We start from the raw sequence: 22,718 nt of genomic DNA, 5'->3' as shown, positions 1-22,718 counted from the left end.
CCGCGGTGGGATGATGGGCCCATGGTGGTGAACGGTGGGACGCACGGGTTCGGTGTCGGCATGCAGGTCCTCGTGCTCGTGGACCCGGGATCCGATCCCTCGACGGGGGAGCGTGCCTCCGGGGTCATCGTCGCACCCGGCCGCCAGCGTGCTGCGGCGTTCATCTCGGTGTGGACCGAACAGCTGACGACGTGGATCGTCGAGTTCGACGAACCCTTCACGCCGCCCGACGGCAGCGGCCCGCACGAATCGGCCGAGGTCCGCGAAACCTACCTCATCCCCGCACCCTTCGCCGAGGCGTCGGAGTCCGTCGACGCCTGACCGCCGCGTGCTCGTTCAGGCGAGCGACCGGTCCATGATGGCCGAGGAGAGCGCCTCCACCGGGCCGGCCGCCGCCAACGGGTTCGCGAGCAGGGTGAAGTCGACGCCGCCCAGGGTCGGGAGTTCCAGCCGGTTGCTCAGCATGACGAGGTCGCTCGGGATCAGGCTGCGCGGGAAGACCGCGACACCGAGCCCGGCCCGCACCGCCGCGAGCACGCCGTTCACCTCACGGGTGCTGCAGGTGATCCGCCAGGTGCGCCCGGCGTCCTCCAAGGCGTCGATCGCCAGCTGCCGGGAGAGACTCGGGTCCTGATAGGCGATGAGGGGGACGGGCTGGCCCGGCTCGATCGTGGTCTTCTCGAGACCGACCCAGACCATCGAGTCGGTCCGCACGAGCTTGCCCTCGTTCTGGCCGGGGTGCATCTTGATGAAGATGAGGTCGAGGGCGCCCGCCTTCAGCCGACGGTAGAGCGGCCCGCTCTGGTTCACGGTGAGTTCGAGGTTCAGCTGCGGGTGACCCTGACGGAAGTGGCGCAGGATCCGGGGGAGCTGGGTCATCGCGAGGTCGTCGGCGGCCCCGAAGCGGAGGCGACCGCTCATCGCCGAGCCGGTGAAGTAGCTCTCCGCCGAGGCGTGTGCAGCGAGGATGGTGCGCGCGAACCCGGCCATCGCGTCACCGTTGTCGGTCAGGCGGACCGCTCTCGTGTCCCGGACGACGAGCCACCGGCCGGCAGCCTCCTCGAGCCGTCGGATCTGCTGACTGACCGTCGGCTGGCTCAACCCGAGCTGTGCGGCGGCGCGCGTGAAGTTCTTCGTCTCGGCGACGGCCAGGAAGGTGCGCAGCAGGGCGGGGTCGAACATGCGTGAGCCGATCATTCGGGAATCGAATAGGACTGATAGGGATCATCCTGCTCGGAAATGGTCGCGTCGGCAATAGCGTGGACGGGAGCCGACGGCCTCCGCGGCTCCACCCATACGACACGCACTCGACATACGAAACGCTGGCCCTCTCCGTGACCCCTCCATCCGACACCGCCGTCGCTCCACCACCGCCCACCGCCCCCATGCCGATCGTGGGGGAGCGTCCCGCCTGGCGGGACACCTTCTCCTCGCTCCGCGTCCCGAACTTCCGACTCTTCACGATCGGGCACATCGTCGCGACGACCGCGATCGGGATGCAGCGCATCGCGCAGGACTGGCTCGTCCTCGAGCTCTCCGGCAGCGTCGCCGCCGTCGGGATCACGGTCGCCATGCAGTTCGCGCCCATGCTGCTGTTCGGACTGCTCGGCGGCGTGATCGCGGACCGCTACTCCAAGCGCGTGCTGCTCATGATCACGCAGTCGCTCGCCGCCGTCCTCGCGGTCGCGCTGTCGATCCTGACGCTCAGCGGCGCGGTCGAGGTGTGGCACATCTACGTCATCGCCTTCATGCTCGGTCTCGTCACCGTCGTCGACAACCCGGCGAGGCAGGTGTTCGTGAACGAGCTCGTGGGCCCGGCGAGACTGCGGAACGCCATCAGCCTCAACTCCGCCGTCTTCCAGCTCGGCCAGCTCGTCGGTCCGGCCGTCGGTGGTGTCCTCATCACCGCCGTCGGTTCCGGGTGGTCCTTCGCGATCAACGCCCTCGCCTGCTCCGGCGTCGTGCTCACCCTGGCGCTCATGCGTGTCTCGGAACTCGTCCCGACGCCGGTCGTCGCGAAGGCGAAGGGCCAGCTCAAGGAGGGACTCGGGTACGCCATGCGGAAGCCGGCCATCCGGTGGACGGTCATCATGGTCGCGTTCATGTCGGTGTTCGCGTTCAACCTGCCGGTCCTGCTCGCCGCCTACGCCTCGGACGTCTTTGACATCGGCGCGAGCGGCTACGGGTTCCTCAACGCCCTCGTCGCCGTCGGCGCGCTGACCGGTGCGCTCGCGTCGACGAGGCGCGGGGGTGTGGACCTGCGCATCGTGATCGTCGCGGCGGCGGCGGTCGGCGTCCTGCAGGCGGCCGCCGGGGCGATGCCCGTGCTCCTCCCCTTCGCCCTCCTGCTCGTCGCGGGCGGGGTCGCGAACCTCCTCTTCATCACGGCGGCGAACTCACTCGTCCAGCTGTCGTCCAACATGGCGATCCGTGGCCGGGTGATGTCGCTGTACATCCTGGTGCTGCTCGGCGGACAGTCGATCGGCGGTCCGCTCATGGGGTGGCTCGTCGAGGTCGCCGGGGCACACGTGGGCATGATCGTCTCGGGTGGGGTCCCGGCGCTCGCCGCGGCGTGCATCGGCGTGCGGTTCCTCCTCCTGCGGCGTCGGAAGCGTCGCGCGGCCGAGGAGCGCCGGCGTCTCGCGGAGGCTGAGAAGAACCCCGGAAATCCGGGGTCCACAGCCGCGGATGTCCGATAGACTCGTCCGCACAATGGACGACCCTCCTTCAGACAGATCCCCCGGCCACCATCCCAGCCCCGTGCTGACCCGATCACGGGCGACGACCGCCCACCCGGGCGACGGAACCCCCACTCCGGCATCGACCGCTCAGCACGGACGGGATCGTCATGTCTGAGTGGATCATGCTCGGCGTCGGCCTCGTACTGACCATCGGGACGGGCTTCTTCGTCGCCTCCGAGTTCGCGCTCGTGAACCTCGACCGCGCCGACCTCGAGGCCCGCCGCGACCGTGGCGAGACCCGCCTGACGATGACGATCGCCGCGCTCAAGATCACCTCGACGCACCTGTCGAGCGCGCAGCTCGGGATCACCCTGACCACCCTCCTCACCGGGTACACCATGGAGCCGGCGCTGTCGTCGATGCTCGCCGGTCCGCTCGGCTCCATCGGGATCCCCGAGGGCGTCGTCGCCGTCGTGGCGACGATCGTCGCGATCACCCTCGCCACGCTGCTCAGCATGATCATCGGCGAGCTCGTCCCGAAGAACTTCGCGCTCGCGCTGCCCCGACAGACGGCCAAGTTCGTCGTCCCGTTCCAGACGGCCTTCACCTGGGTGTTCAAGCCCGCCATCGTCGTCCTCAACGGCAGTGCCAACGGCTTGCTGCGGTCGATGGGCATCGAGCCCAAGGAGGAGCTGTCGGGAGCCCGGACGGCCGAGGAGCTGTCGTCCCTCGTGCGTCGATCGGCGCTCGAGGGCACACTCGAGGCCGACACCGCGACCCTGCTCAACCGCACCCTCCGCTTCTCGAGCCACGATGCGTCGGACGTCATGACGCCCAGGCCGCGCATCGCGTCGATCCAGCGCGGCGAACCCGCCCAGGCGGTGCTCGCCCTCGCGAGGTCGACCGGCCACTCGCGCTTCCCGGTCACCGATGCCGACGTCGACGACATCACCGGTGTCGTGCATGTGAAGCAGGCCATCGCGGTCCCGCGCGACCGACGCGGCGAGGTGCCCGTCTCGGCCCTGCAGTCGCCGGCCCTGCGCGTCCCCGAGACGATGAAGCTGGACGTACTGCTCTCGCAGCTGCGCGGACGCGGCTACCAGATGGCCGTCGTGGTCGACGAGTACGGCGGCACCGCCGGCGTGACCACCCTCGAGGACCTCGTCGAGGAACTCGTGGGCGAGGTCGCCGACGAGCACGACCGTTCGCGTGCCGGGGTGGTCCGCGGACGCGACTCCACGACCTTCCCGGGCAGCCTCCGTCCCGACGAGCTCCTCGAGCGCGCCGGCGTGCGTGTCCCCGAAGACGGTCCGTACGAGACGGTCGCGGGCTACGTCATGAGCGAACTCGGACGACTCGCGGTCTCAGGCGACGAGCTCGAGCTCGAGGACGGCACGCTCCGCGTGGAGCGACTCGACGGCCGACGGATCGATCGGATCCGATTCACCCCGAGACCCGTCGTGTCGGAGGACGGTGGTGACGTATGAGCGACTGGGCAGGAATCGCCTGGCTCGTGGTGCTGCTGCTCGCGAACGCCTTCTTCGTCGGCGCCGAGTTCGCGGTCATCTCCGCGCGTCGGTCGCAGATCGAACCCCTCGCCGAGCAGGGGAGCCGGAGCGCCAAGACCGCGCTGTGGGCCATGGAACACGCCACGCTCATGTTGGCGACGAGTCAGTTGGGCATCACCGTCTGCTCGCTACTCATCCTGAACGTCTCCGAGCCGGCGATCCACCACCTGCTGGAGGTGCCGTTGGCGCTCACCGGCTGGCCCGAGGAGACCATCGGCACGGTGGCGTTCATCATCGCGCTGCTGCTCGTCTCCTACCTCCACGTGGTCTTCGGCGAGATGGTCCCGAAGAACCTCTCCTTCTCGATCCCGGATCGTGCGGTCCTGCTGCTCGCTCCGCCGCTCGTCTTCGTGGCGCGCGTCTTCCGTCCGATCATCGTGTCCCTCAACGCGACCGCGAACGCCGTCCTCCGTCTGTTCCGGGTGGAGCCGAAGAACGAGGCTGCCAGTGCCTTCACGCTCGACGAGGTGGCGACCATCGTCGACCAGTCCACCCGCGAGGGTGTGCTCACCGACTCGACGGGTGCGCTCGTGGCGGCGTTCGAGTTCACCGAGAAGAAGGTCCACGACGTGGCCCTGCCGCTCGGGAGCCTCATCACGCTGACGGAGGAGGCCACCCCCTCGGACGTGGAGCGCGCCGTCGCCAAGTACGGCTACTCCCGCTACGTGATCGTCGACGACGAGTCGGTGCCGATCGGCTACCTGCACCTGAAGGACGTCCTGCGGTACGACGACCTCGACGGCAGTGGCGACGAGGAGCGCCCGGTGCCCGCGAAGCACATCAGGCAGCTCGTGTCGGTGTTCGAGGATTCGGACGTCGAAGACGCACTGACCACGATGCGCCGCTCGGGAGCACATGTCGCCCGGGTGTTCGACGAAGCGGGCGCCACCACCGGGGTCCTCTTCCTCGAGGACATCATCGAGGAGCTCGTCGGCGAGGTCCAGGACGCCACCCGGCGTCGCTGATCGGACGCCGGAGCACGGACACGACGACGGCCCGCACGCGATCGCGTGCGGGCCGTCGTCGTGTCGGGGTCGCGCTCAGGCGCGCGGCTTGGCCCGCTCGTACTGGCCCGGCCAGGCCACCTCCACACCGAGCTCGGTGGCGGCGCGCAACGCGAAGTGCGGATCACGGAGCGCCTCGCGGGCGACCATGACCGCCTCCGCCTGCCCGTCGGCGACGATGGCCGCGGCCTGCTGGGCGTCGGTGATGAGTCCGACGGCGCTCGTGTCGACACCCGTCGACCCGATGTGCGCGGCGAACGGGACCTGGTACCCGGGGGAGAGCGGGATGCGGACGCCGCCGACGGCTCCGCCGGTGGAGATGTCGAAGAAGTCGGCCCCGCGCTCGGCGCACCAGGCGGCGACGGTCGCGGTCTGGTGTTCGTCCCATCCGTCGTCCACCCAGTCCGTGGCCGAGAATCGGACGAACAACGGCAGACCGGCCGGGAGGACCTCGCGCACCGCATCGACGACCCGCAGGAGGAGCTTGGCCCGGTTCTCGAGCGAGCCGCCGTAGCCGTCCTCGCGGTGGTTGACGAGCGGGGAGAGGAACTGGTGCAGCAGGTAGCCGTGCGCGGCGTGGAGTTCGATCACCTGGAAGCCGGCGTCGACCGACCGGACGGCCGCCGCCCGGAAGTCGTCGACGACGCGGTCGATGCCCTCATCGTCGAGGGCTTCCGGCACCGCGTAGCCCGGGAAGGCCTCGGGCGACGGGGCGACGGTCGACCAGCCGCCGTCCTCGATCGGGACGCTGCCCTGTCCGTCGGTGCCCCAGGGGGCGAACGTGGAGGCCTTCCGGCCGGCGTGCGCGAGCTGGATGCCGGGCACGGAACCCTGCTCGGTGATGAACGCGGTGATCCGTCGCCAGGCGTCGCGCTGTTCGTCGTTCCAGATGCCTGCGTCCTGGGGCGAGATCCGGGCCTCGGGGCTGATCGCAGCCGCCTCCGAGATGACGAGGCCGAAGCCGCCCGCCGCGAACTGGCCGAGGTGCACGAGGTGCCAGTCGGTCGGGACGCCGTCCTGGGCGGCGACGCTGTACTGGCACATCGGGGCGATCCACAGGCGGTTGGGGATGGTGAGGTCGCGGATGGTGATCGGATCGAACAGCTGGGGCACGGAACTCCTCGGGTCTCGGGGCGACGGGCGTCGCCACCCGGCCCAACGTTCCGGAATGCGTTCGGATTCCCGCCTGCAGGATGACCAACGATCGACGGCTCAGCGTCAGTCCGCCGCGACGACTGGCCTAGGGTGATGGCATGGCCGAACCGCGACTCTGGACCCCTGCCGACGCCCGCGACTGGATCGCCGTGCCCGACGCCGAATCGGACAAGTACTCCCGGGGCGTCCTCGGCGTCGTGACCGGGTCGGACCGCTACCCGGGTGCCGCCGTGATCGGCGTCGAGGCGGCGATCCGCACCGGCGTCGGCATGGTCCGGTACCTCGGTGCGGACCGACCGGCGAACCTCGTGCTGCAGCGCCGCCCCGAGATCGTGACGGCGGAGGGGCGCGTGCAGGCGTGGCTCATCGGCTCCGGCATGGACCCCGGCAAGCTGACCCGCGAGGAGAGCGCCCTGCTCGACGCCGCCCTGCACGGGGGCGAGCCGGTCGTCGCCGATGCCGGTTCACTCCGTCGCGTCGCCGCAGGTGCCCACCAGCGGGCGTTCGGTGTCGACGAGTCGTGGCGCATCGTGGCCACGCCCCACGTCGGTGAACTGGCGACCATGTTGAGCGGCCTGGGGAGCCCGGCCGAGGTCGAGGCCATCCGTGCCGACCCGGTGTCGTACGCGGCCGACGTTGCCGCCCGCCTCGGCATCGTCGTGGTGCTGAAGGGCGGCACGACCCACGTGGTCGCGCCGGACGGTGACGCCATCACGGTCTCCGGCGGATCGCCGTGGCTCGCGACCGCCGGCACCGGCGACGCCCTGGCCGGCATCATCGGTGCGCTCGTCGCCACGAACGCCGAGCGCGTGCTCGCCGACCCCGGCTGCCTGGCGAGCGTCGCCGCCAGCGGGGTGCTGCTGCACGCGGCTGCCGGGGATGCCGCGGCAGCCGAGGGCCCGCTGGCCGCGCTCGACGTGGCCGAAGCGGTGCGCGGTGTCGTCGGTGGTCTCCTGCGCTGAACGATCGTTCATCGGTGGACGAAGGACAACTCCCAGAACGCTCATAGCTCGCCCATAGGGAAGCTCAGGACACTGGTGCCACCGCGGCAGAGACCTCGCCACGGCGGCCGCCGCACCGCGGCCCACACATCGCCCGAGGAGATTGAACGATGCGCAACCCCACCACCACCCAGCCTCCCGTCCGCACGCCACGCCTGTCCGTGGCGGCGAAGAAGACGACCTTCGCAGCCCTGACCGGCCTCACCCTCGTCGGCAGCCTGGCCGGTTGCTCGGCGGCCGACGCCGGCAGCTCGACCACGACCACGTCTCCCGAGACGAAGAGCACGGCGGCGCCGGAGGCGACCACCTCCACCGATGCTGCAGCGGGCTCCGGCGCCACCGACTACCAGGACGGCTCGTACACCGCGGACGGCAGCTACCAGTCGCCGAACGGCACCGAGTCGATCACGGTGACCGTCACGCTCGCCGAGGACAAGGTCACGGCGGTCGACGTCGTCTCGCACGCCGAGAGCGCGAACAGCAAGCGCTACCAGGCGGAGTTCATCTCCGGGATCGCAGCCGAGGTGGTCGGCAAGGACATCGACAGCCTCAAGGTCTCCAAGGTCGCCGGTTCCTCGCTCACGAGCGGCGGCTTCAACGCGGCCATCGACACGATCAAGACCGAAGCGAAGGGCTGAGCCGCGGGGCCGGACCGACGATGAGCGAGACGACACTGCGCTTCGAGGCGATCGGCACCGGATGGGAGCTCGACACGGCTCTCCCGCTCGCGCCTGAGACCGCTGAGGCCGTCGCCGCGTGCATCGACCGGTTCGACCGGACGTGGTCGAGGTTCCGGGACGACGCGTTCATCGCGCGGTTCGCCGCCGGCCCGGTCTCGACCGCCTTCCCCGATGACGCGCGCGAGGATGCGGTCGCACTGCTCGACACGTACCGGCGTCTGCACGATGCCACCGCCGGGGCCGTGACGCCGTTCATCGGCACCTCGCTCGAACGGCTCGGCTACGACGCCTCCTACTCGCTCGTCCCCCAGGGCCCGGCGGTCGCCGCCCCGCACTGGGACGACGTGGCCCGGTGGGACGGCGAGGTGCTCGAGACGAGCCTCCCGCTCGTGATCGACATCGGTGCGGCCGGCAAGGGGCGGCTCGTCGACCTCGTCGCGGACCTCCTCCGCAGCCACGGCCACGAGTCCTTCACGGTCGACGCCTCGGGCGACCTGCGTCACGAGCACGGGTCCCGCCCGGCAGACCCGCTCCGTATCGCGCTCGAGCATCCGTACGATCCCAGGAAGGCCATCGGGGTCGCGACGATCGACGACGGAGCCCTGTGTGCCTCCGCGACCAATCGTCGTGCCTGGGGCGACGGCCTCCACCATGTCATCGACGGCCGGACCGGCGAACCGACGAGGACCGTCGCGGCGACCTGGGTCACCGCCCCGGACGCGATGGTCGCCGACGGACTCGCCACCGCACTGTACTTCACCGACCACGAGACCCTGGCGGAGGCGTTCACTTTCGAGAGCGTCCGTATGTTCACGACCGGTCTCACCGACCGGTCCGTCGGGTTCCCCGGCGAACTCTTCACCTGAGTCACGCGCCACAGGGCTTGAGCCCGGACGGCACCATCTCCCAGAAAGCAGACCGCACATGAACGGCCGCACCGGCTCCTTCTTCGGCACCGTCCTCGGGCGGGTCACCATGTACCGCCTCGTGACGCTGTCACTCGGCACCCTCGCGATCTACGCCTTCGTGCTGTCGCTGTTCGGGCAGGTGTTCTACAAGCCGCTCGAGCTCCTCGCCACCCTGGCGACGCTGCTCGTCGTCGGCTACCTGACGAACCGCCTGTTCGGCGCGCTGTTCCAGGTGCAGCCGCACAGCGAGTCGTCCGTCATCACCTCACTCCTGCTGTTCTTCATCCTGTGGCCGACGAGCGAGCCCACCGCGCTGGCCTGGATCGCCCTCGCCGCCACGGTCGCCTCGGCGTCGAAGTACCTGCTCGCGATCCGGGGCCGACACGTCCTCAACCCGGCGGCGATCGCCGCACTCGTGATGAGCGTGCTGGCGAGCTACGTCACCCTCCCCGGCGTGTCACCGTCGGTCTGGTGGGTCGCCAACCCGTGGCTGCTGCCCGGTGTCGTCATCCTCGGCGGCCTCGTCCTCATCCGGACGAAGCGACTCACGATGGCACTCGTCTTCATCGTGCTCTCCTGGGCACTCGTCACCGTCCGGCTCGTCACCGGTGGTCAAGAGCTGGGACCGGCACTGCTGGCTCCGCTCACGTCCTACCCGATCCTCTTCCTCGCCGCGTTCATGCTCACCGAGCCGCTCACGCTTCCACCGCGGCGCTGGCAGCAGCTCGCCGAGGCGGCGATCGTCGCGGCGCTGTTCTCCATCCCGTTCACGCTCGGCCAGGTGGCGTCGACCCCTGAGCTCGCGCTCATCGTGGGCAACGTGCTGGCGTTCATCGTCGCCCGTCGTCGGGGGATGCGACTGACGCTCGAAGGCACCCGCGCGCTCACCCCGACGGCGGTCGAGTACCGGTTCAGCTCGAAGCGGTCGATCCCGTTCGCGGCCGGCCAGTACCTCGAGCTGTCGCTGCCGCACCGCGGAGCCGACGTCCGCGGCTCGAGGCGCGTCTTCAGCATCTCCTCGCCACCCGACGACGACCGTACGATCCGCGTGGCCATGCGTGTGCCCGAGCGGGCCAGTAGCTTCAAGCGGGCGCTGAACGCGCTGCCGGTCGGCGCGAGCCTCTCGGCGACCGGTGTGTGGGGCGACTTCGTCCTGCCGAAGGACACGAGCAAGCCGATCCTGCTCCTCGCCGCCGGGATCGGGATCACCCCGTTCGTCAGCCAGCTCTCACGACTGCACCTCCGTGCCGACCAGCGCGACGTCGTCCTCGTCTACGTCGTGTCCGACCCGCAGGAGCTCGCCTACGCGGCCGAGCTCGAGACCTGGGGGACACCGGTGCTCGTCGTGGGACCGACGGACGACGTCCGGCTGCCGGACGGCTGGCGTGGTCTCGGACCCGGGCGCCTCGACCACGAGCGCCTCGCCGAGGCCGTCCCCGACCTTGCCGAGCGCGAGGTCTTCATCTCCGGTCCGCCCGCGATGATCGAGGCCCTGAAGCCAGCCCTGCGTGGGATCGGCGTCGGACACGTCCGCACCGACGCCTTCAGCGGGTACTGATCAGCAGGCTCGCGGACCCGACCCGCTCGGGCGTCGAGCGAGTGGCGGACCGGTTCCACCGGCGGCACGAGCCTAGGATGGTCCACGTGATGCGGCGTTGGCTCCTCTGGTGCGGGTTCGGCCTCGTGCACCTCCTCGTCGGCTGGCTGTGCCTCGTGGCGGAGGGCCTCCCGCTCGGCGACGTGGTCCTCGTGTACCGGCCGTGGGTCGAACAGGCGACGTCCGGCGGCCCGATCCCCGCCATCGACGAGCCCTGGGTCTATCCGATCCTCGCGATCGTGCCGATGCTGATCCCCCTGCTGCTCGGCAGCGCCGGGTACGGCGTCGGCTGGCTCCTGCTGGTGACCGCGATGAACGCCGGGGCGTTCGCGGTCCTCCTCGGCAACGGCCACTCGCGCCCACGGCTGATCGCGGCATGGTGGTGGCTCGCGTTCCTCCTCCTGCTCGGACCGATCGCGCTCGCCCGGATCGACTCCGTGACCGTCCCCATCGCGATCGTCGGGCTCCTCTGGGTCGCCGGCCGCCCGCGGGTCGCCGCCGTCCTCCTGACGCTCGCCGCCTGGATGAAGATCTGGCCGGCGGCCCTGATCGGCGCGATCGTCCTGGCGCACCGCCATCGCGGACAGGTCCTGGTCGCGGCGGCGGCGACGTCGGTCGTGGTCCTCGGGGTCGGCCTCGTGCTCGGCGGTGCGAACGCCGTCAGCTTCGTGACGGAGCAGACCGGACGTGGTCTCCAGATCGAGTCGCCCATCGGCAACGCCTACCTGTGGCTCGCCGTCCTGGGTGTCCCGCAGAGCTTCGTCTACTACGACCGCGACATCCTGACCTTCCAGGTCACCGGCCCGGGTGTCGACACGGCGATCGCCGTCATGACGCCGCTGCTCGGCCTCGCCGTCGCCGGGGCGGTGCTCCTCGGGGTGCTCGCGGTGCGGTCCGGACGCCCCCTCGTGCAGGTGCTCGCGCCGTTGTCGCTCCTCTTCGTCCTCACGCTCATCATCTTCAACAAGGTCGGGTCACCGCAGTTCGCGATGTGGTTGGCTGCACCGGTGATCCTCGGGATCGTCCTGCAGCGTCGGCGCTTCGTCGCGCCGGCCGTGCTCGCGCTGATGATCGCCGCGCTCACGCAGCTCGTCTACCCCTACCTGTACCTGTGGTTGCTCAACGTCGACCCGGTCCTCGTGACCGTGCTGACGGTCCGCAACCTCGCCTACCTGGTCCTCGCCGGCTGGGCCGTCCACGCACTGTTCACCCCGTCTCACCACGACGAGGACGTCTCGTCGGTGTCCATCCCCGTCCCCGCTCGAACCCACAAGGAGTGACCATGCTCGTCGCCTTCTCCGTCGCCCCAGCGGCTCCGGCAACTCGGACGGTTCCGTCCACGACGCGGTCGCCGCGGCCGTGCGGATCGTCCGCGAGTCCGGCCTGCCGAACCGGACCGACTCCATGTTCACGACCATCGAGGGGGAGTGGGACGAGGTGTTCGCGGTCATCAAGGACGCCACCGAGGCGGTCGGCGCCTACGGCAGCCGGGTCTCGCTCGTCCTCAAGGCCGACATCCGTCCCGGCTACACGGGTGAGCTGACCGCCAAGCTCGACCGCCTCGACGCCGCGCTCGAGAACGACGGCTGAGCCCACCCCCGAGCGGTCGTCCGGTTTCGCCGCTCGGGGACTCGAATCGATTCGAGGATTCCCGTACACTCGATCCATGCCCACCATCCTGGACGGGTCGACGCAGCTGTCGCCGACCCGTGTTCGTCTTGCCATCCTCGCGCTCGCCGTCGGGGCCTTCGGCATCGGTACGACCGAGTTCGTGGCGATGGGTCTGCTGCCGAACATCGCGACCGACCTCCTGCCCGAGCTGGCCGCTCGCAGCCAGGAGCAGGCGAACGCACAGGCCGCCTGGTTGATCACGGCGTACGCGCTCGGCGTCGTGGTCGGTGCGCCGACGATCGCCGCGCTCGTCGCGCGATATCGGCGCAAGACCGTCCTGCTCTGGCTGGGCGTCGCGTTCACCGTCGGCACGTTCGCGTCTGCGGTCCTGCCGAGCTTCGGCCTCGTCCTCCTGGCCCGGTTCGTCGCGGCCCTGCCACACGGCGCCTACTTCGGCATGGCCGCCCTCGTGGCCGCGAGTCTCATGGGGCCGGGGAAGCGCGGCAAGGGCGTCGCGCTCGTCATGACCGGGCTGACGATCGCCAACGTCGTGGGCGTGCCGTTCGCGACCTGGGTGGGCCAGGAGTTCGGGTGGCGCTCCGCCTACCTCATCGTCACCGGCATCTTCGCGCTCGCGACCGTGACCATCTGGTTCGCCGTGCCGGTGCAGGCGGGCAACCCGCAGCAGACGATGCGTCGGGAACTCCGTGTCTTCCGACGCGGCCAGGTGTGGTTCGTGCTCGGGTTCGGGTCCATCGGGTTCGGCGGGCTCTTCGCCGTCTACAGCTATCTCGCGCCCCTGGTGACCGAGGTCGCGGGGGAGTCGGCGACGCTCGTCCCGTGGGCGCTCGCGACCATGGGGGTCGGCATGACGATCGGCAACCTGGTCGGTGGGCATCTCGCGGACCGTGGGGTGAAGCGAGCCCTGATCGTCTTCTTCGCGCTCATGATCGTGGTCCTGACCGCCCTCGCGCTCACCGCGACATGGACCCCGACCATGTTCCTCTTCGTTTTCGCGGTCGGCTTCGCGTCGCAGGGCCTCGGTCCGGCCATCCAGACGAGGCTCATGGACGTCGCCGGCGACAGCCAGTCGCTCGCCGCAGCGCTCAACCACTCGGCGCTCAACATCGGCAACGCGCTCGGCGCCTTCCTCGGCGGTGTGGTCATTGCCGGTGGCCTCGGCTACCTCGCCCCGGTCTGGACCGGTGTGGTGCTGACCGTGATCGGCCTCGCGATCGTCATCACGAGCTTCTCCGTCGAACGCCGGCAGCTCCGGCGCGAACTCCTGCGGGCGAACGACGCCGAGGATCGCCGGATCGCGGACCGCAACCCGCCGACGGCACCGATCCCCGTCTGACCGACACCCGCGCGCTCGCGTCGGCGCACCGCGCTGCTAGTCGACGATGATGCCGTCGAGGATCGCACGCTTGCGCAGGGCGACCTTCGTGCCGACGTCGATGCCGGCGTTGCGGTACTTCTCGCGGATGCGCTTGAGGTAGCTCTTCGCGGTCTCGTCGGAGATGCCGAGGCTCTCGGCGACCATCTTCACGGGCTCACCGGCGGCGTACAGCGCCATGACGCGACGCTCCTGCGCGCTGAGGCGGGGGCCGGTCCCGGAGGCGCCGCTCGCGAGGGCGAGGTCGAGCTCGGGGGAGATGTAGGACTCACCGCGTGACGCCGCACGGAGGGCGTGCACGATGGTCTCGGCGTCCTCGCTCTTCGCGAGGTAGCCCAGGGCACCGGCGGCCAATGCCTCTCGGACGACCGCCGGGTCGCTGTAGGTGCTCATGAGGACGGTCGTGACGCCCGTGGTCTTCAGCGTCGCGAGCTTCACGGCGACCGGGACGTTGTCCTTGAGGTCGACGTCGAGCAGCAGGACGTCGACGGGGAAGGCGGGGTGCGTCAGCAGCTCCGGCCAGGACGGGGTCACGACGACGAGTTCGATGTCGTCGGCGACGCTCCTGATCCATTCGGTGAGCGCACCGAGCAGCATCCGGTGGTCATCGACGATGCCGACCCTGATGCGAGACTCCTGTGACGTCATTGACGTTCCCCTTTCCGCTGGCCCGCAGCAGGATTGTCGACGGTGCTGTCGATCTCGATCCTGATCCGGGATTTCTGGTACGTGTCCGTGGAGCTGCCCACTCGTCCGAGCGCTTCCCACACCGCGGGATCCACCTTGGCGCGTTGCACTCCGACCGCTTCGAGGACGATCGGGATGACGAGCGCACCAGATCGGCCCGGTCGTTCGGAGCGGTCGACCGGTCCGAGCGTCAGCACAGCTCTGGCACTCTGCGCATCTGCTTCCCCGAGGAGCAACCATACTGCAGAGAGCAGTCCATCCCGCTGATCCGTTGCGAGATACGTCGCAAGTCGCTCGGGGTCGCGCAGGGTCGCGCGGTCCGACAACACGGACGACTCCTGGAACGCGTGCTCGAGCCAGGACTCCTTGCCCTCGGACATCAGATGACGCCGGAGCTCGGTCGCGAGGCGGGAGGCGCGCGCCGCGAGCTCGGGGCTGAGCGGGAGGTCGACCGAGCCGTCGGCGACACCGACGAACAGCTCCTCCGCTTCGAGATCGAGGGTGACGAGTTCCTCCGAGTCGAAGAACCCGAGTGCGTCCCGGACGCTCGCGACCGTGGAGGCGACCATGACCCGGTCGAGTTCGAGGCGGACGATCCGGCGGTACTGGGAGACGATCGCGCAGGCGATGAGCGGGGGGACGACGGCGACCGCGGCGAAGAGCAACTCCGCCCCGAGCGTCGCGGTCTGGGTCCGCGTGACGGTGAGGATCGACCCCACGAGCATCAGCCCGAGCACCACGGTCGCGGCGGCGATGTCGCGGACCGGCCGAAGGGTGACGACCGCGAGCAGGACGCCGCCGACCGCCGCGGCCGCCGTCGGATAGACGCCGACGGCGTCGCGACTCCAGACGCTCGCCAGGTCGAGCGCTGCGACCACCACCAGCTGGATCAGCAGTGCGACGAACAGTCGATCCGAGAGGTGGAACGCGGAACGGCGGAGCAGGAGGAAGGTCGACGCGATCGCCGCGGTGAGCAGCAGCCAGGCGACGACGCTGAGCAGCGGCCGCGGGTAGTGGTGGACCGACCCGACGAAGCGGATCGCGGCGTAGACGACGAGGATGACGCCGGAGACCGAGAGGCCGATGCCGAGCTGTGTCGTTCCGAGTGAGGAGCGCTGCCGGTCGATGGTGCGCCGATGACGGTAGCGCCGGGTCGGTCCGGTGGTCTCCTCGAGGGCGTCGACACTCATGCCTGCGGGACCTCCAGGATGACGGTCGTCCCGGCCCCCGGGGCGGAGAAGACGCGCGCCTGCCCACCGACCTCCTGGATGCGCGCGACGACCGATTCCGCGACGCCGAGGTGGCCGTCCGGCACAGCCGACGGATCGAACCCGGTGCCGGTGTCGGTGATGAGGAGTCGGGCGGTCAGCTCGTCGATCGAGACCGTGACGTCGGCCGAGTCGACCCCGGAGTGACGCCGGACGTTCTCCAGGCACTCCCCGAGCGCGAGGAGGAACGCCTCCCGCACACGTGGGTCGAGGTTCGCCTGTCCACCGCCGTAGACGTTGACCGTGAGGCCGAGCCCGGCGAACCGGTCCGTCACGGCCTCGATGCCCTCGTCGAGGGTGAAGTCGGCACCTCGCTGGAGGATGTACGAGCCGGAGGAGACGGGGCTGAGCTCCTCGCCGAGGCGGAGGCTGCGGAGCAGATGCGCGTCGTTCCCGGCCTGCGAACGGAGGGCTGCGGCGTCGACGCCGCGTCCGGAGTGGGCGAGCATCGTGAGGGTCGCGAGCGCGGTGTCGTGCAGCAGTCGTGCGTCCTGGCGTCGCTGTGATTCGGCCTGGCTCGCGAGCCGCTCGGCGTTGTAGGCGTTGCCGATGGTGTCGACCCGGCGGATGAGCCGCGGGATGCTCGTGTCGAGCCACCCGCCGAAGGCACCGATCGCGACCCACACGACCGCTGTCAGGCCGATGGTCGGGACCGTGAGCGCGGTGGGCCCGGTGACGACGATGATGGTGACCGCCGTCACGACGAACGCGGTCAGGAGCAACGGCCAGGTGCGCCGGAGCGGCACGAGTCGGGCCGCGACGGCGCCCATGCCGAGGGAGGTGATCGCGGCGATCGCGCTCGCGGAGCCGACCTGGCCGGTGTTCCCGTCGGACAGACCGATCACGATGACGACCCCGACACCGACCAGGAACACCAGCACCACCCACCGACGGCCGTCGTACTGCTCGGCGGCCACGTGGGTGAGCGCGAGGGCGGCGACGAGGACGAGGAGGACGGTGTACCGACCTCCCGAGACGACGCCCGGGACGCTGAGGATCATCGCGGCCGTGACGCACCCCGCGAGTCCGAAGAGACGCGTCGTACGCAGCAGCAGCCGTCGCTGGGTCCTCGCCACCCGATCCATGCTCACGCTCCTCTGAGGAGTCACCCTATCGGGTGACACGACCGCCGCGGAACGGGTGTCGGACAGACGGGGCGCGGCTGTCAGACGGCGAGGAGCCGGCTGAGATGCGGGGCGACCACCGCGTTCTCGATGAGGAAGCCGTCGTGTCCGAAGTCGGACCGGAGGACCGACGGTCGTGTGCCGTCGAGGTTGCCGGGGAGGTGGAGCGCGATCTCCTCCTGCCCACTGACCGGGAAGAGCCGGTCGCTGTCGATCCCGAGCACGAGCGACGGACCGGCGTAGGCCCGCAGCGCCGCGCCGACGCCGCCGCGATCGCGTCCGACGTCGTGCGAGTTCATCGCCTCGACGAGGGTCACGTAGCTCCCGGCGTCGAAGCGTCGCGTGAACTTGTTGCCGTGGAAGTCGAGGTAGGACTCGACGGCGAAGCGTCCGCCGTGCCCGAGCGGGCTCACGCTCGACTGCCAGCTGCGCTCGAACCGGGCGTTCAGCTCACCCGGGCTGCGGTAGTTGAGCAGGGCCATCCGGCGGGCGAGCGCGAGGCCTCGGTGCGGGCCCTCGCCGTCCGGGGCGTCGTAGTAGTCGCCGCCCTGGAAGTGCGGGTCCGTGCGGACCGCTTCGAGTTGCACGAAGTTCAGCGAGATCTGGTCGGCCGTCGTGACCGGGGGCGCGGCGATCACGGCCAGTCGGTCGACGAGCTCGGGGTGGGTGGCGGCCCACTCGAGGGCGTGCATGCCGCCCATCGAGCCACCGATCACCGCGGCCCAGCGGTCGAGTCCGAGGTGTCCGAGCAGTCGGTGCTGGGCCTCGACCTGGTCGCGGATCGAGGTGTACGGGAACCGCGAACCCCACTCGACGCCGTCGGGCGCGAAGGAGGAGGGGCCGGTGCTGCCCTGGCAGCCGCCGATCATGTTCGGCGCGACGACGAACCAGCGGTTCGTGTCGACGGCGAGTCCCGGACCGACGATGCCGGCCCACCACCCGGCGGTCGCATGCCCGTTGCCGGCGCCTCCGAGGACGTGGCTGTCTCCGGTGAGCGCGTGGAGGATGAGGACAGCGTTGCCGCCGTCGTCGTCGAGCGTGCCCCAGGTCTCGTAGGCGAGTCTGGCGTGCGGGATGCTCCCGCCGTGCTCGAAGTCGAGGCGGCCGAGCGGGGCGAAGAGCCGGTCGCCCGGCCGGTCGCCGTCGCGCCAGGCGCCGCTCGAGGGCGGGTTCGCGAGGAGGGCGCCGACCTCGGCTTCGGTCACGAAGCGGGAGGGCACGCTGTCTTCCGGGGTCTGCCAGTCCATAGGTCTCCATTGTGGCGTGCCCTGGGGCGTCGACCGGCCGTGTTACGTCACCCGATCGGTCGAGGTCGGCGCGGTGCGCTGGCGCGAGTGCACTCCCGTCGGCTCCGGCGCACCGGAACGGGCTCGAGTGACGGGGAACGGGCCCGAGCGACGCGGAACCGGCCCGAGTGCGCAACGAACGACGCGAGCGCGGGTCTCTGGAGACCCGCGCTCGCGGTTGTGGGGTGCGCTCGCGTCAGCGCACCGCGCTGGCGCAACCCAGTAGGGGACGCCTCGGGACGGACTCAGACCCGGGCGGCCTCGACGACCTGCTTCGCGGCGGTCAGACCGGCCTGGAGGTCGGCCGTGATGTCGTCGATGTTCTCGAGTCCCACCGAGAGCCGCACGAGCCCGGGCGTGACGCCGGCCGTGAGCTGCTGCTCCGGGGTGAGCTGCGAGTGCGTCGTCGACGCCGGGTGGATGACGAGCGAACGGACGTCGCCGATGTTCGCGAGGTGCGAGAACAACTGCAGCGAGTTCACGAAGGCGCGGCCGGCGTCGACCCCGCCCTTCAGCTCGAAGGACAGAACTGCTCCGACACCCTTCGGGGCGTATTGGTTGGCCGCCGCGTACCAGGGGCTCGACGGCAGACCCGAGTAGTTGACGCTCGCGATGTCGGGGTGGGCGTCGAGCCACTCGGCGACCTGCTGGGCGTTCTGCACGTGGCGCTCGATGCGGAGGCTGAGCGTCTCGATGCCCTGGATGAGCTGCCAGGCGCTCGCCGGGGCGATGGCCGCACCCAGGTCGCGCAGGAGCTGCACGCGCGCCTTGATGATGTAGGCGAGCGAGTCGCCCACGGCGTCGGTGTAGACCGCGCCGTGGTACGAGGGGTCCGGCGTCGTGAGTCCCGGGAACTTGTCCGCGTGCCCGGTCCAGGAGAAGGTGCCGCCGTCGACGATGACCCCGCCGATGACCGTGCCGTGACCGCCGAGGAACTTCGTCGCCGAGTGGACGATGATGTCCGCTCCGTGCTCGAAGGGACGGATCAGGTACGGCGTGGCGATCGTGTTGTCGACGATCAGCGGGACGCCGGCCTCGTGCGCGACGTCGGCGACGAGGCGGATGTCGAGGATGTTGATCTTCGGGTTGCCGATCGTCTCCGCGAAGAACAGCTTCGTGTTCGGGCGCACCGCACGCCGCCACTCCTCGGCGTCGTCCTGGTTCTCCACGAAGGTGGTCTCGATGCCGAGCTTCGCGAGCGTGTACTTGAAGAGGTTGTACGTGCCGCCGTAGATCGACGAGGACGACACGATGTGGTCGCCCGCCTGCGCGATGTTGAGGACCGCCGAGGCCTCTGCCGCCTGCCCGGAGGCGAGGAGGAGGGCGCCGCTGCCACCCTCGAGCGCGGTCAGACGCTCCTCGACGACGGCCTGCGTCGGGTTCTGGATGCGCGTGTAGATGTTGCCGAACTCCGCGAGGGCGAAGAGGTTCTTGGCGTGGTCGGCGTTGTCGAACACATAGCTCGTCGTCTGGTAGATCGGCGTGGCCCGAGCCTTCGTGACCGGGTCGGGTGCAGCTCCGGAGTGGATCTGCTTCGTCTCGAACTTCCAGTCGTTCGTGGCATCGCTCATGGTGGATGGTCCCCTCTGCTCGGGTGGTCGGTGCTGCTCGGGTGATGGGTGCCGCCGGTGTGGCCGCTCGGTCCGACAGCGATGTCGCCGGGCGTGGCTCCGGGTGGTGCTCCGTCGTGACCCCGAGGCTACCGGCCCCACCTGCACGCGCCAACCACGCGGAAACACGGCGTAACGCCTCGGACCGGTGGCTACCCTGGAGGCATGACGACGAGACGTGTGGTGGTGACCGGTGCGAGTTCAGGGATCGGGGAGGCGACCGCGAGGCGATTCGCCGCCGACGGCTGGGACGTCGTGGCGGTGGCCCGCCGAGCAGAGCGGCTCGAGGCGCTCGTCGCGGACATCGGCGGTACGGCGGTCGTCGCGGACCTGACCATGCAAGCGGACGTCGACGCGCTCGCCGCCCGGGTGGAGGAGCTCGGCGGCGCCCAGGCGCTCGTCAACAACGCGGGCGGTGCCTTCGGCCTCGCGTCCGTCGAGGACGGCGACGCGGAGGACTGGCGGCGCATGTTCGACATCAACGTCCTCGGCACGAAGCGCGTGGTCCAGGCGCTCCTGCCGATCCTCCGCCGGAGCATCCCGGAGGGTGGTGCCGCCACCATCGTCGGTGTCACCTCGATCGCGGGCCACGTCGCCTACGTGGGTGGCGGCGGGTACAACGCGGCGAAGTTCGCCGAGCGGGCGCTCTTCGAGGTGCTCCGGCTCGAGCTCAACGGCGAACCGATCCGGGTGATCGAGGTGGCGCCGGGCATGGTCCACACGGAGGAGTTCTCGCTCGTGCGCTTCGGTGGCGACCAGGACCGCGCCGACGCCGTCTACGAGGACGTGCCGGATCCACTCTCGGCCGACGACGTCGCCGAGGCGATCGTCCACGCGACCTCCCTGCCGCCCCACGTCAACCTCGACCTCATCACGATCAAGCCGGTCGCCCAGGCCGCCCCGTACCGCCTGGCGAAGGGGCCGTTGCGCGTCGCGGAGTAGACCCTTCGACAGGCTCAGGGACCGGTCGGGAGTTCAGGGACCGGTCGGGAGTTCAGGGACCGGTCGGGAGTCCAGGGACCGGTTGCAGTCAGGGACGGGTCGGGAGGTCAGTGACCGGCCGGGTGCTCGGCAGCGGGATCGATGCGTGGCCCGGGTTCCGCGTCGACCGGGGCCGCGTCCGCGAAGGCGAGTTTCGGGACGAAGCAGAGCAGGACGGCGGCGACGAGCGCGCCCGCCCCGCAGATCGCCCAGACCGTGAGGTAGCCGGACAGGCTCGACGCCCCGGCCGTGACGGCCTGCGCGGCGCCGGCGAACAGCACCACGCCGAAGACGGCCGAGGCGAAGGAGCCACCGATCGTCTTCGTCGTGTTGGTCAGCGCCGATGCGACACCCGTCTGCCCGCGAGGTGCGGCAGCCGCAGCCGCAGCCGGCATGGCTCCGACGAGGGCGCCGGAGCCGAGCCCCGCGATCGCCATGTTCAGGAAGACCTGCCACGTCTCGAGGTGGAACGGGAGGAACAGCAGGTACCCGACCGCGACGAGTGAGGCGGCGATGATGAGCGCGATCCGAGGCGTCGCCCAGCGCGACACGAGTGGGAACAGGAGCGCACCGACGATCATCGAGATCAGGTAGGCGCCGATGAGCGTGGAGATGTCGCCGGCGTCGAGCCCGAGTCCGTATCCGTTCTCCCGGGGTGTCCCCGCATAGGTGCTGAGCGGGGCCTGGGCGCCGAGCAGGCTGATCCCGATGAGCCCGGCGGTCAGTTGCACCGGCCACATGTTGGGTTGCCGGAGCACCCGGAGGTCGATCGCCGGGTCGGGCTGCCGCAGTTCGTGTCGCCCGAACGGCAGGAACGCGAGCACGCCGATCGCGATGAGCCCCCACACCCACCACGTCTGCGGACCGTTGAGTCGCAGGAAGGTGAGCCCAGAGGTGATGAGCAGGAGCGCGAGGCTGAGGAGTACGAAGCCCGCGAGGTCCAAAGTCCTGCCCGGCAGGGGTTCGGACTCGGGGACGCCGAACAGGATGGCGAAGAAGACGAGGGTCACCGCGACGGCCGGCAGCATCATCGTGAGCGGGATGTCGCCGCCGAGGGCGGTGAGGATGCGTCCGCTCGACAGCGCACCGATGATGGCGCCGGCCTCGAGCGCCACGACGAGCAGGCCGGCGGCCCGGCGGGTCTGCGAGGCCCCGGTGCCGGAGCGACGGCCCCGCTCGAAGATGAGTGCGATCTCGAGTGGCAGCCACACGACCTAGAAGCCCTGCAGTGCCCAGGCCGCGAGGAACGACCAGAAGTCCCCGGCGACGACGAGCCACCAGCTGGCGCCGGCCGTCAACACGGTGGAGACGAGGAGGACCCGCTTGTGCCCGAACATGTCGCCGAGCTTCGCGAGGATGGGGACGACGAGCGCCGACAACAGCAGCTGCGCGGCCTCGAACCAGTTGAAGTCCGCGTCGTGGATGCCCAGGTGCTCGACGAGGTCCGGGATGAGCGGGACGTAGTAGCCCTGCAGGACGCCGCTCGTGATCTCGACGAGGAACAACCAGCCGATGAGTCCTGCGGTGATGCCGGCTGCCGACCCACGGATCGACGTCCGCCATCCGGTCGCCGAGGCTCCGCCTGTCGTCGTGCTGTCTCGCGCCATGTGGGGATGGTACAGGCGGCCCGGCCGGCAGGATAGCGTTGGAGGATGTCGACCGAGAACCCCAGCGCAGCGTCCCCGGAGCGAGAGGTCCTCGACTGGCCCACGTTCGGTGACGCGGCTCGCGAACTGTCCAGTGCGATCGTCGCGAGCGGGTTCCGGCCCGACTCCGTCGTCGCGATCGCGCGCGGTGGGCTCCTGCTCGCCGGTGCCATCGCCTATGCTCTCGACGTGAAGGCGTGCGGCGCGCTGAACGTCGAGTTCTACACCGGGGTCGACGCGCGTCTCCCCGAGCCCGTCGTGCTCCCGCCGCTGCTCGACGTGGCCGGGTTGCCGGGGAGCCGAGTGCTGCTCGTCGACGACGTGTCCGACTCGGGTCGCACGCTCGCGATGGTGCTGGAACTCATGCAGGCGAGCGGTGCGGAGGTCCGCACGGTGACGCTGTACGAGAAGCCGCAGACGGTGCTCCGCCCCGACTACGTGTGGAAGCGTGTCGACCGCTGGATCTCCTTCCCCTGGTCGACGCTGCCGACGATCACGGCCTGATCGTCCCCGCC

19 protein-coding genes and 2 pseudogenes are annotated in these 22,718 nt (G+C 70.2%); 13 read left to right on the top strand and 8 right to left on the bottom strand.

Going from position 1 to position 22,718, the window contains the following annotated elements; genetic code table 11:
• Positions 1-21 precede the first annotated feature (21 nt).
• The gene (locus GV015_RS15820) at positions 22-321 is read left to right on the top strand and encodes a hypothetical protein (protein WP_079707238.1); all 300 of its coding nucleotides are present in this window, start codon (positions 22-24) and stop codon (positions 319-321) included.
• Between the two features lie 15 nt (positions 322-336).
• On the opposite strand, the gene GV015_RS15815 is transcribed toward GV015_RS15820, so the two are convergent.
• The gene (locus GV015_RS15815) at positions 337-1,182 is read right to left on the bottom strand and encodes a LysR substrate-binding domain-containing protein (RefSeq protein WP_124770211.1); all 846 of its coding nucleotides are present in this window, start codon (positions 1,180-1,182) and stop codon (positions 337-339) included.
• A 203-nt stretch (positions 1,183-1,385) separates the two neighbouring features.
• Here GV015_RS15815 and GV015_RS15810 point away from each other — a divergent pair, with 203 nt between their 5' ends.
• The 3 genes from GV015_RS15810 (at position 1,386) to GV015_RS15800 (ending at position 5,214) form a co-directional block, all read left to right on the top strand.
• Positions 1,386-2,699, top strand: coding sequence for an MFS transporter (locus GV015_RS15810; protein ID WP_159880341.1), 1,314 nt, complete (start codon positions 1,386-1,388; stop codon positions 2,697-2,699).
• A gap of 149 nt (positions 2,700-2,848) precedes the next feature.
• Positions 2,849-4,168, top strand: a complete 1,320-nt coding sequence (locus GV015_RS15805) for a hemolysin family protein (RefSeq protein ID WP_137243333.1) — start codon at positions 2,849-2,851, stop codon at positions 4,166-4,168.
• Entirely contained in the window at positions 4,165-5,214 is a 1,050-nt protein-coding gene (locus GV015_RS15800; protein WP_064295254.1) for a hemolysin family protein, read from the top strand. Before GV015_RS15805 ends, GV015_RS15800 begins: the two co-directional genes overlap by 4 nt.
• 75 nt (positions 5,215-5,289) lie before the next feature.
• Here GV015_RS15800 and GV015_RS15795 read toward each other — a convergent pair whose 3' ends face one another.
• A complete protein-coding gene (locus GV015_RS15795) occupies positions 5,290-6,366 on the bottom strand; it encodes an NADH:flavin oxidoreductase/NADH oxidase (RefSeq protein WP_159879273.1) in 1,077 nt (358 codons plus the stop codon).
• Positions 6,367-6,506: 140 nt separating this feature from the next.
• Between GV015_RS15795 and GV015_RS15790 the strand changes: the two genes are divergently transcribed.
• The 7 genes and pseudogenes from GV015_RS15790 to GV015_RS15760 all read left to right on the top strand — a co-directional run bounded on the left by GV015_RS15790 (position 6,507) and on the right by GV015_RS15760 (position 13,562).
• A complete protein-coding gene (locus GV015_RS15790) occupies positions 6,507-7,370 on the top strand; it encodes an ADP/ATP-dependent (S)-NAD(P)H-hydrate dehydratase (RefSeq protein ID WP_159879271.1) in 864 nt (287 codons plus the stop codon).
• Positions 7,371-7,519: 149 nt separating this feature from the next.
• Entirely contained in the window at positions 7,520-8,047 is a 528-nt protein-coding gene (locus GV015_RS15785) for an FMN-binding protein (protein ID WP_139382578.1), read from the top strand.
• 20 nt (positions 8,048-8,067) lie between these two features.
• Complete coding sequence (locus GV015_RS15780; protein WP_159879269.1) at positions 8,068-8,955, top strand: FAD:protein FMN transferase; 888 nt, start codon at positions 8,068-8,070, stop codon at positions 8,953-8,955.
• A gap of 58 nt (positions 8,956-9,013) precedes the next feature.
• Positions 9,014-10,555 carry an FAD-dependent oxidoreductase gene (locus tag GV015_RS15775; protein WP_159879267.1) on the top strand — a complete coding sequence of 514 codons (1,542 nt, stop codon included), beginning with the start codon at positions 9,014-9,016 and terminating at the stop codon, positions 10,553-10,555.
• A gap of 89 nt (positions 10,556-10,644) precedes the next feature.
• The gene (locus GV015_RS15770; RefSeq protein WP_079707400.1) at positions 10,645-11,874 is read left to right on the top strand and encodes a glycosyltransferase 87 family protein; all 1,230 of its coding nucleotides are present in this window, start codon (positions 10,645-10,647) and stop codon (positions 11,872-11,874) included.
• A gap of 2 nt (positions 11,875-11,876) precedes the next feature.
• A pseudogene (locus GV015_RS15765) lies at positions 11,877-12,184 on the top strand (MTH1187 family thiamine-binding protein).
• A gap of 76 nt (positions 12,185-12,260) precedes the next feature.
• Positions 12,261-13,562: an MFS transporter gene (locus GV015_RS15760; protein WP_159879265.1), complete on the top strand. Its 1,302-nt coding sequence runs from the start codon at positions 12,261-12,263 to the stop codon at positions 13,560-13,562.
• A 36-nt stretch (positions 13,563-13,598) separates the two neighbouring features.
• Here GV015_RS15760 and GV015_RS15755 read toward each other — a convergent pair whose 3' ends face one another.
• The 5 genes from GV015_RS15755 to GV015_RS15735 all read right to left on the bottom strand — a co-directional run bounded on the left by GV015_RS15755 (position 13,599) and on the right by GV015_RS15735 (position 19,537).
• Positions 13,599-14,249: a response regulator transcription factor gene (locus GV015_RS15755; RefSeq protein ID WP_056012577.1), complete on the bottom strand. Its 651-nt coding sequence runs from the start codon at positions 14,247-14,249 to the stop codon at positions 13,599-13,601.
• A complete protein-coding gene (locus GV015_RS15750; RefSeq protein ID WP_159879263.1) occupies positions 14,246-15,478 on the bottom strand; it encodes a hypothetical protein in 1,233 nt (410 codons plus the stop codon). Before GV015_RS15750 ends, GV015_RS15755 begins: the two co-directional genes overlap by 4 nt.
• Entirely contained in the window at positions 15,475-16,641 is a 1,167-nt protein-coding gene (locus GV015_RS15745; RefSeq protein ID WP_137243324.1) for a sensor histidine kinase, read from the bottom strand. Before GV015_RS15745 ends, GV015_RS15750 begins: the two co-directional genes overlap by 4 nt.
• An 80-nt stretch (positions 16,642-16,721) precedes the next feature.
• Complete coding sequence (locus GV015_RS15740; RefSeq protein WP_159879259.1) at positions 16,722-17,927, bottom strand: homoserine O-acetyltransferase; 1,206 nt, start codon at positions 17,925-17,927, stop codon at positions 16,722-16,724.
• Between the two features lie 284 nt (positions 17,928-18,211).
• The gene (locus GV015_RS15735) at positions 18,212-19,537 is read right to left on the bottom strand and encodes a bifunctional o-acetylhomoserine/o-acetylserine sulfhydrylase (RefSeq protein WP_079707226.1); all 1,326 of its coding nucleotides are present in this window, start codon (positions 19,535-19,537) and stop codon (positions 18,212-18,214) included.
• Between the two features lie 204 nt (positions 19,538-19,741).
• Between GV015_RS15735 and GV015_RS15730 the strand changes: the two genes are divergently transcribed.
• Complete coding sequence (locus GV015_RS15730; RefSeq protein ID WP_201299399.1) at positions 19,742-20,518, top strand: SDR family NAD(P)-dependent oxidoreductase; 777 nt, start codon at positions 19,742-19,744, stop codon at positions 20,516-20,518.
• A 107-nt stretch (positions 20,519-20,625) separates the two neighbouring features.
• Here the strand turns inward: GV015_RS15730 and GV015_RS15725 are convergent.
• Positions 20,626-22,164: pseudogene (locus GV015_RS15725) on the bottom strand (MFS transporter).
• A gap of 45 nt (positions 22,165-22,209) precedes the next feature.
• Here GV015_RS15725 and GV015_RS15720 point away from each other — a divergent pair.
• Positions 22,210-22,707 (top strand): phosphoribosyltransferase, encoded by a 498-nt coding sequence (locus GV015_RS15720; RefSeq protein WP_071262460.1) that lies wholly within the window; start codon positions 22,210-22,212, stop codon positions 22,705-22,707.
• Positions 22,708-22,718: the final 11 nt, after the last annotated feature.

Origin of the sequence: Plantibacter sp. T3, from assembly GCF_902506515.1 — a bacterium.
In the GTDB taxonomy this organism is placed as follows: Bacteria; Actinomycetota; Actinomycetes; order Actinomycetales; family Microbacteriaceae; genus Plantibacter; species Plantibacter auratus.
Note: the sequence above shows the minus strand (reverse complement) of the source record. Positions and strands in the feature narration are given on the sequence as shown.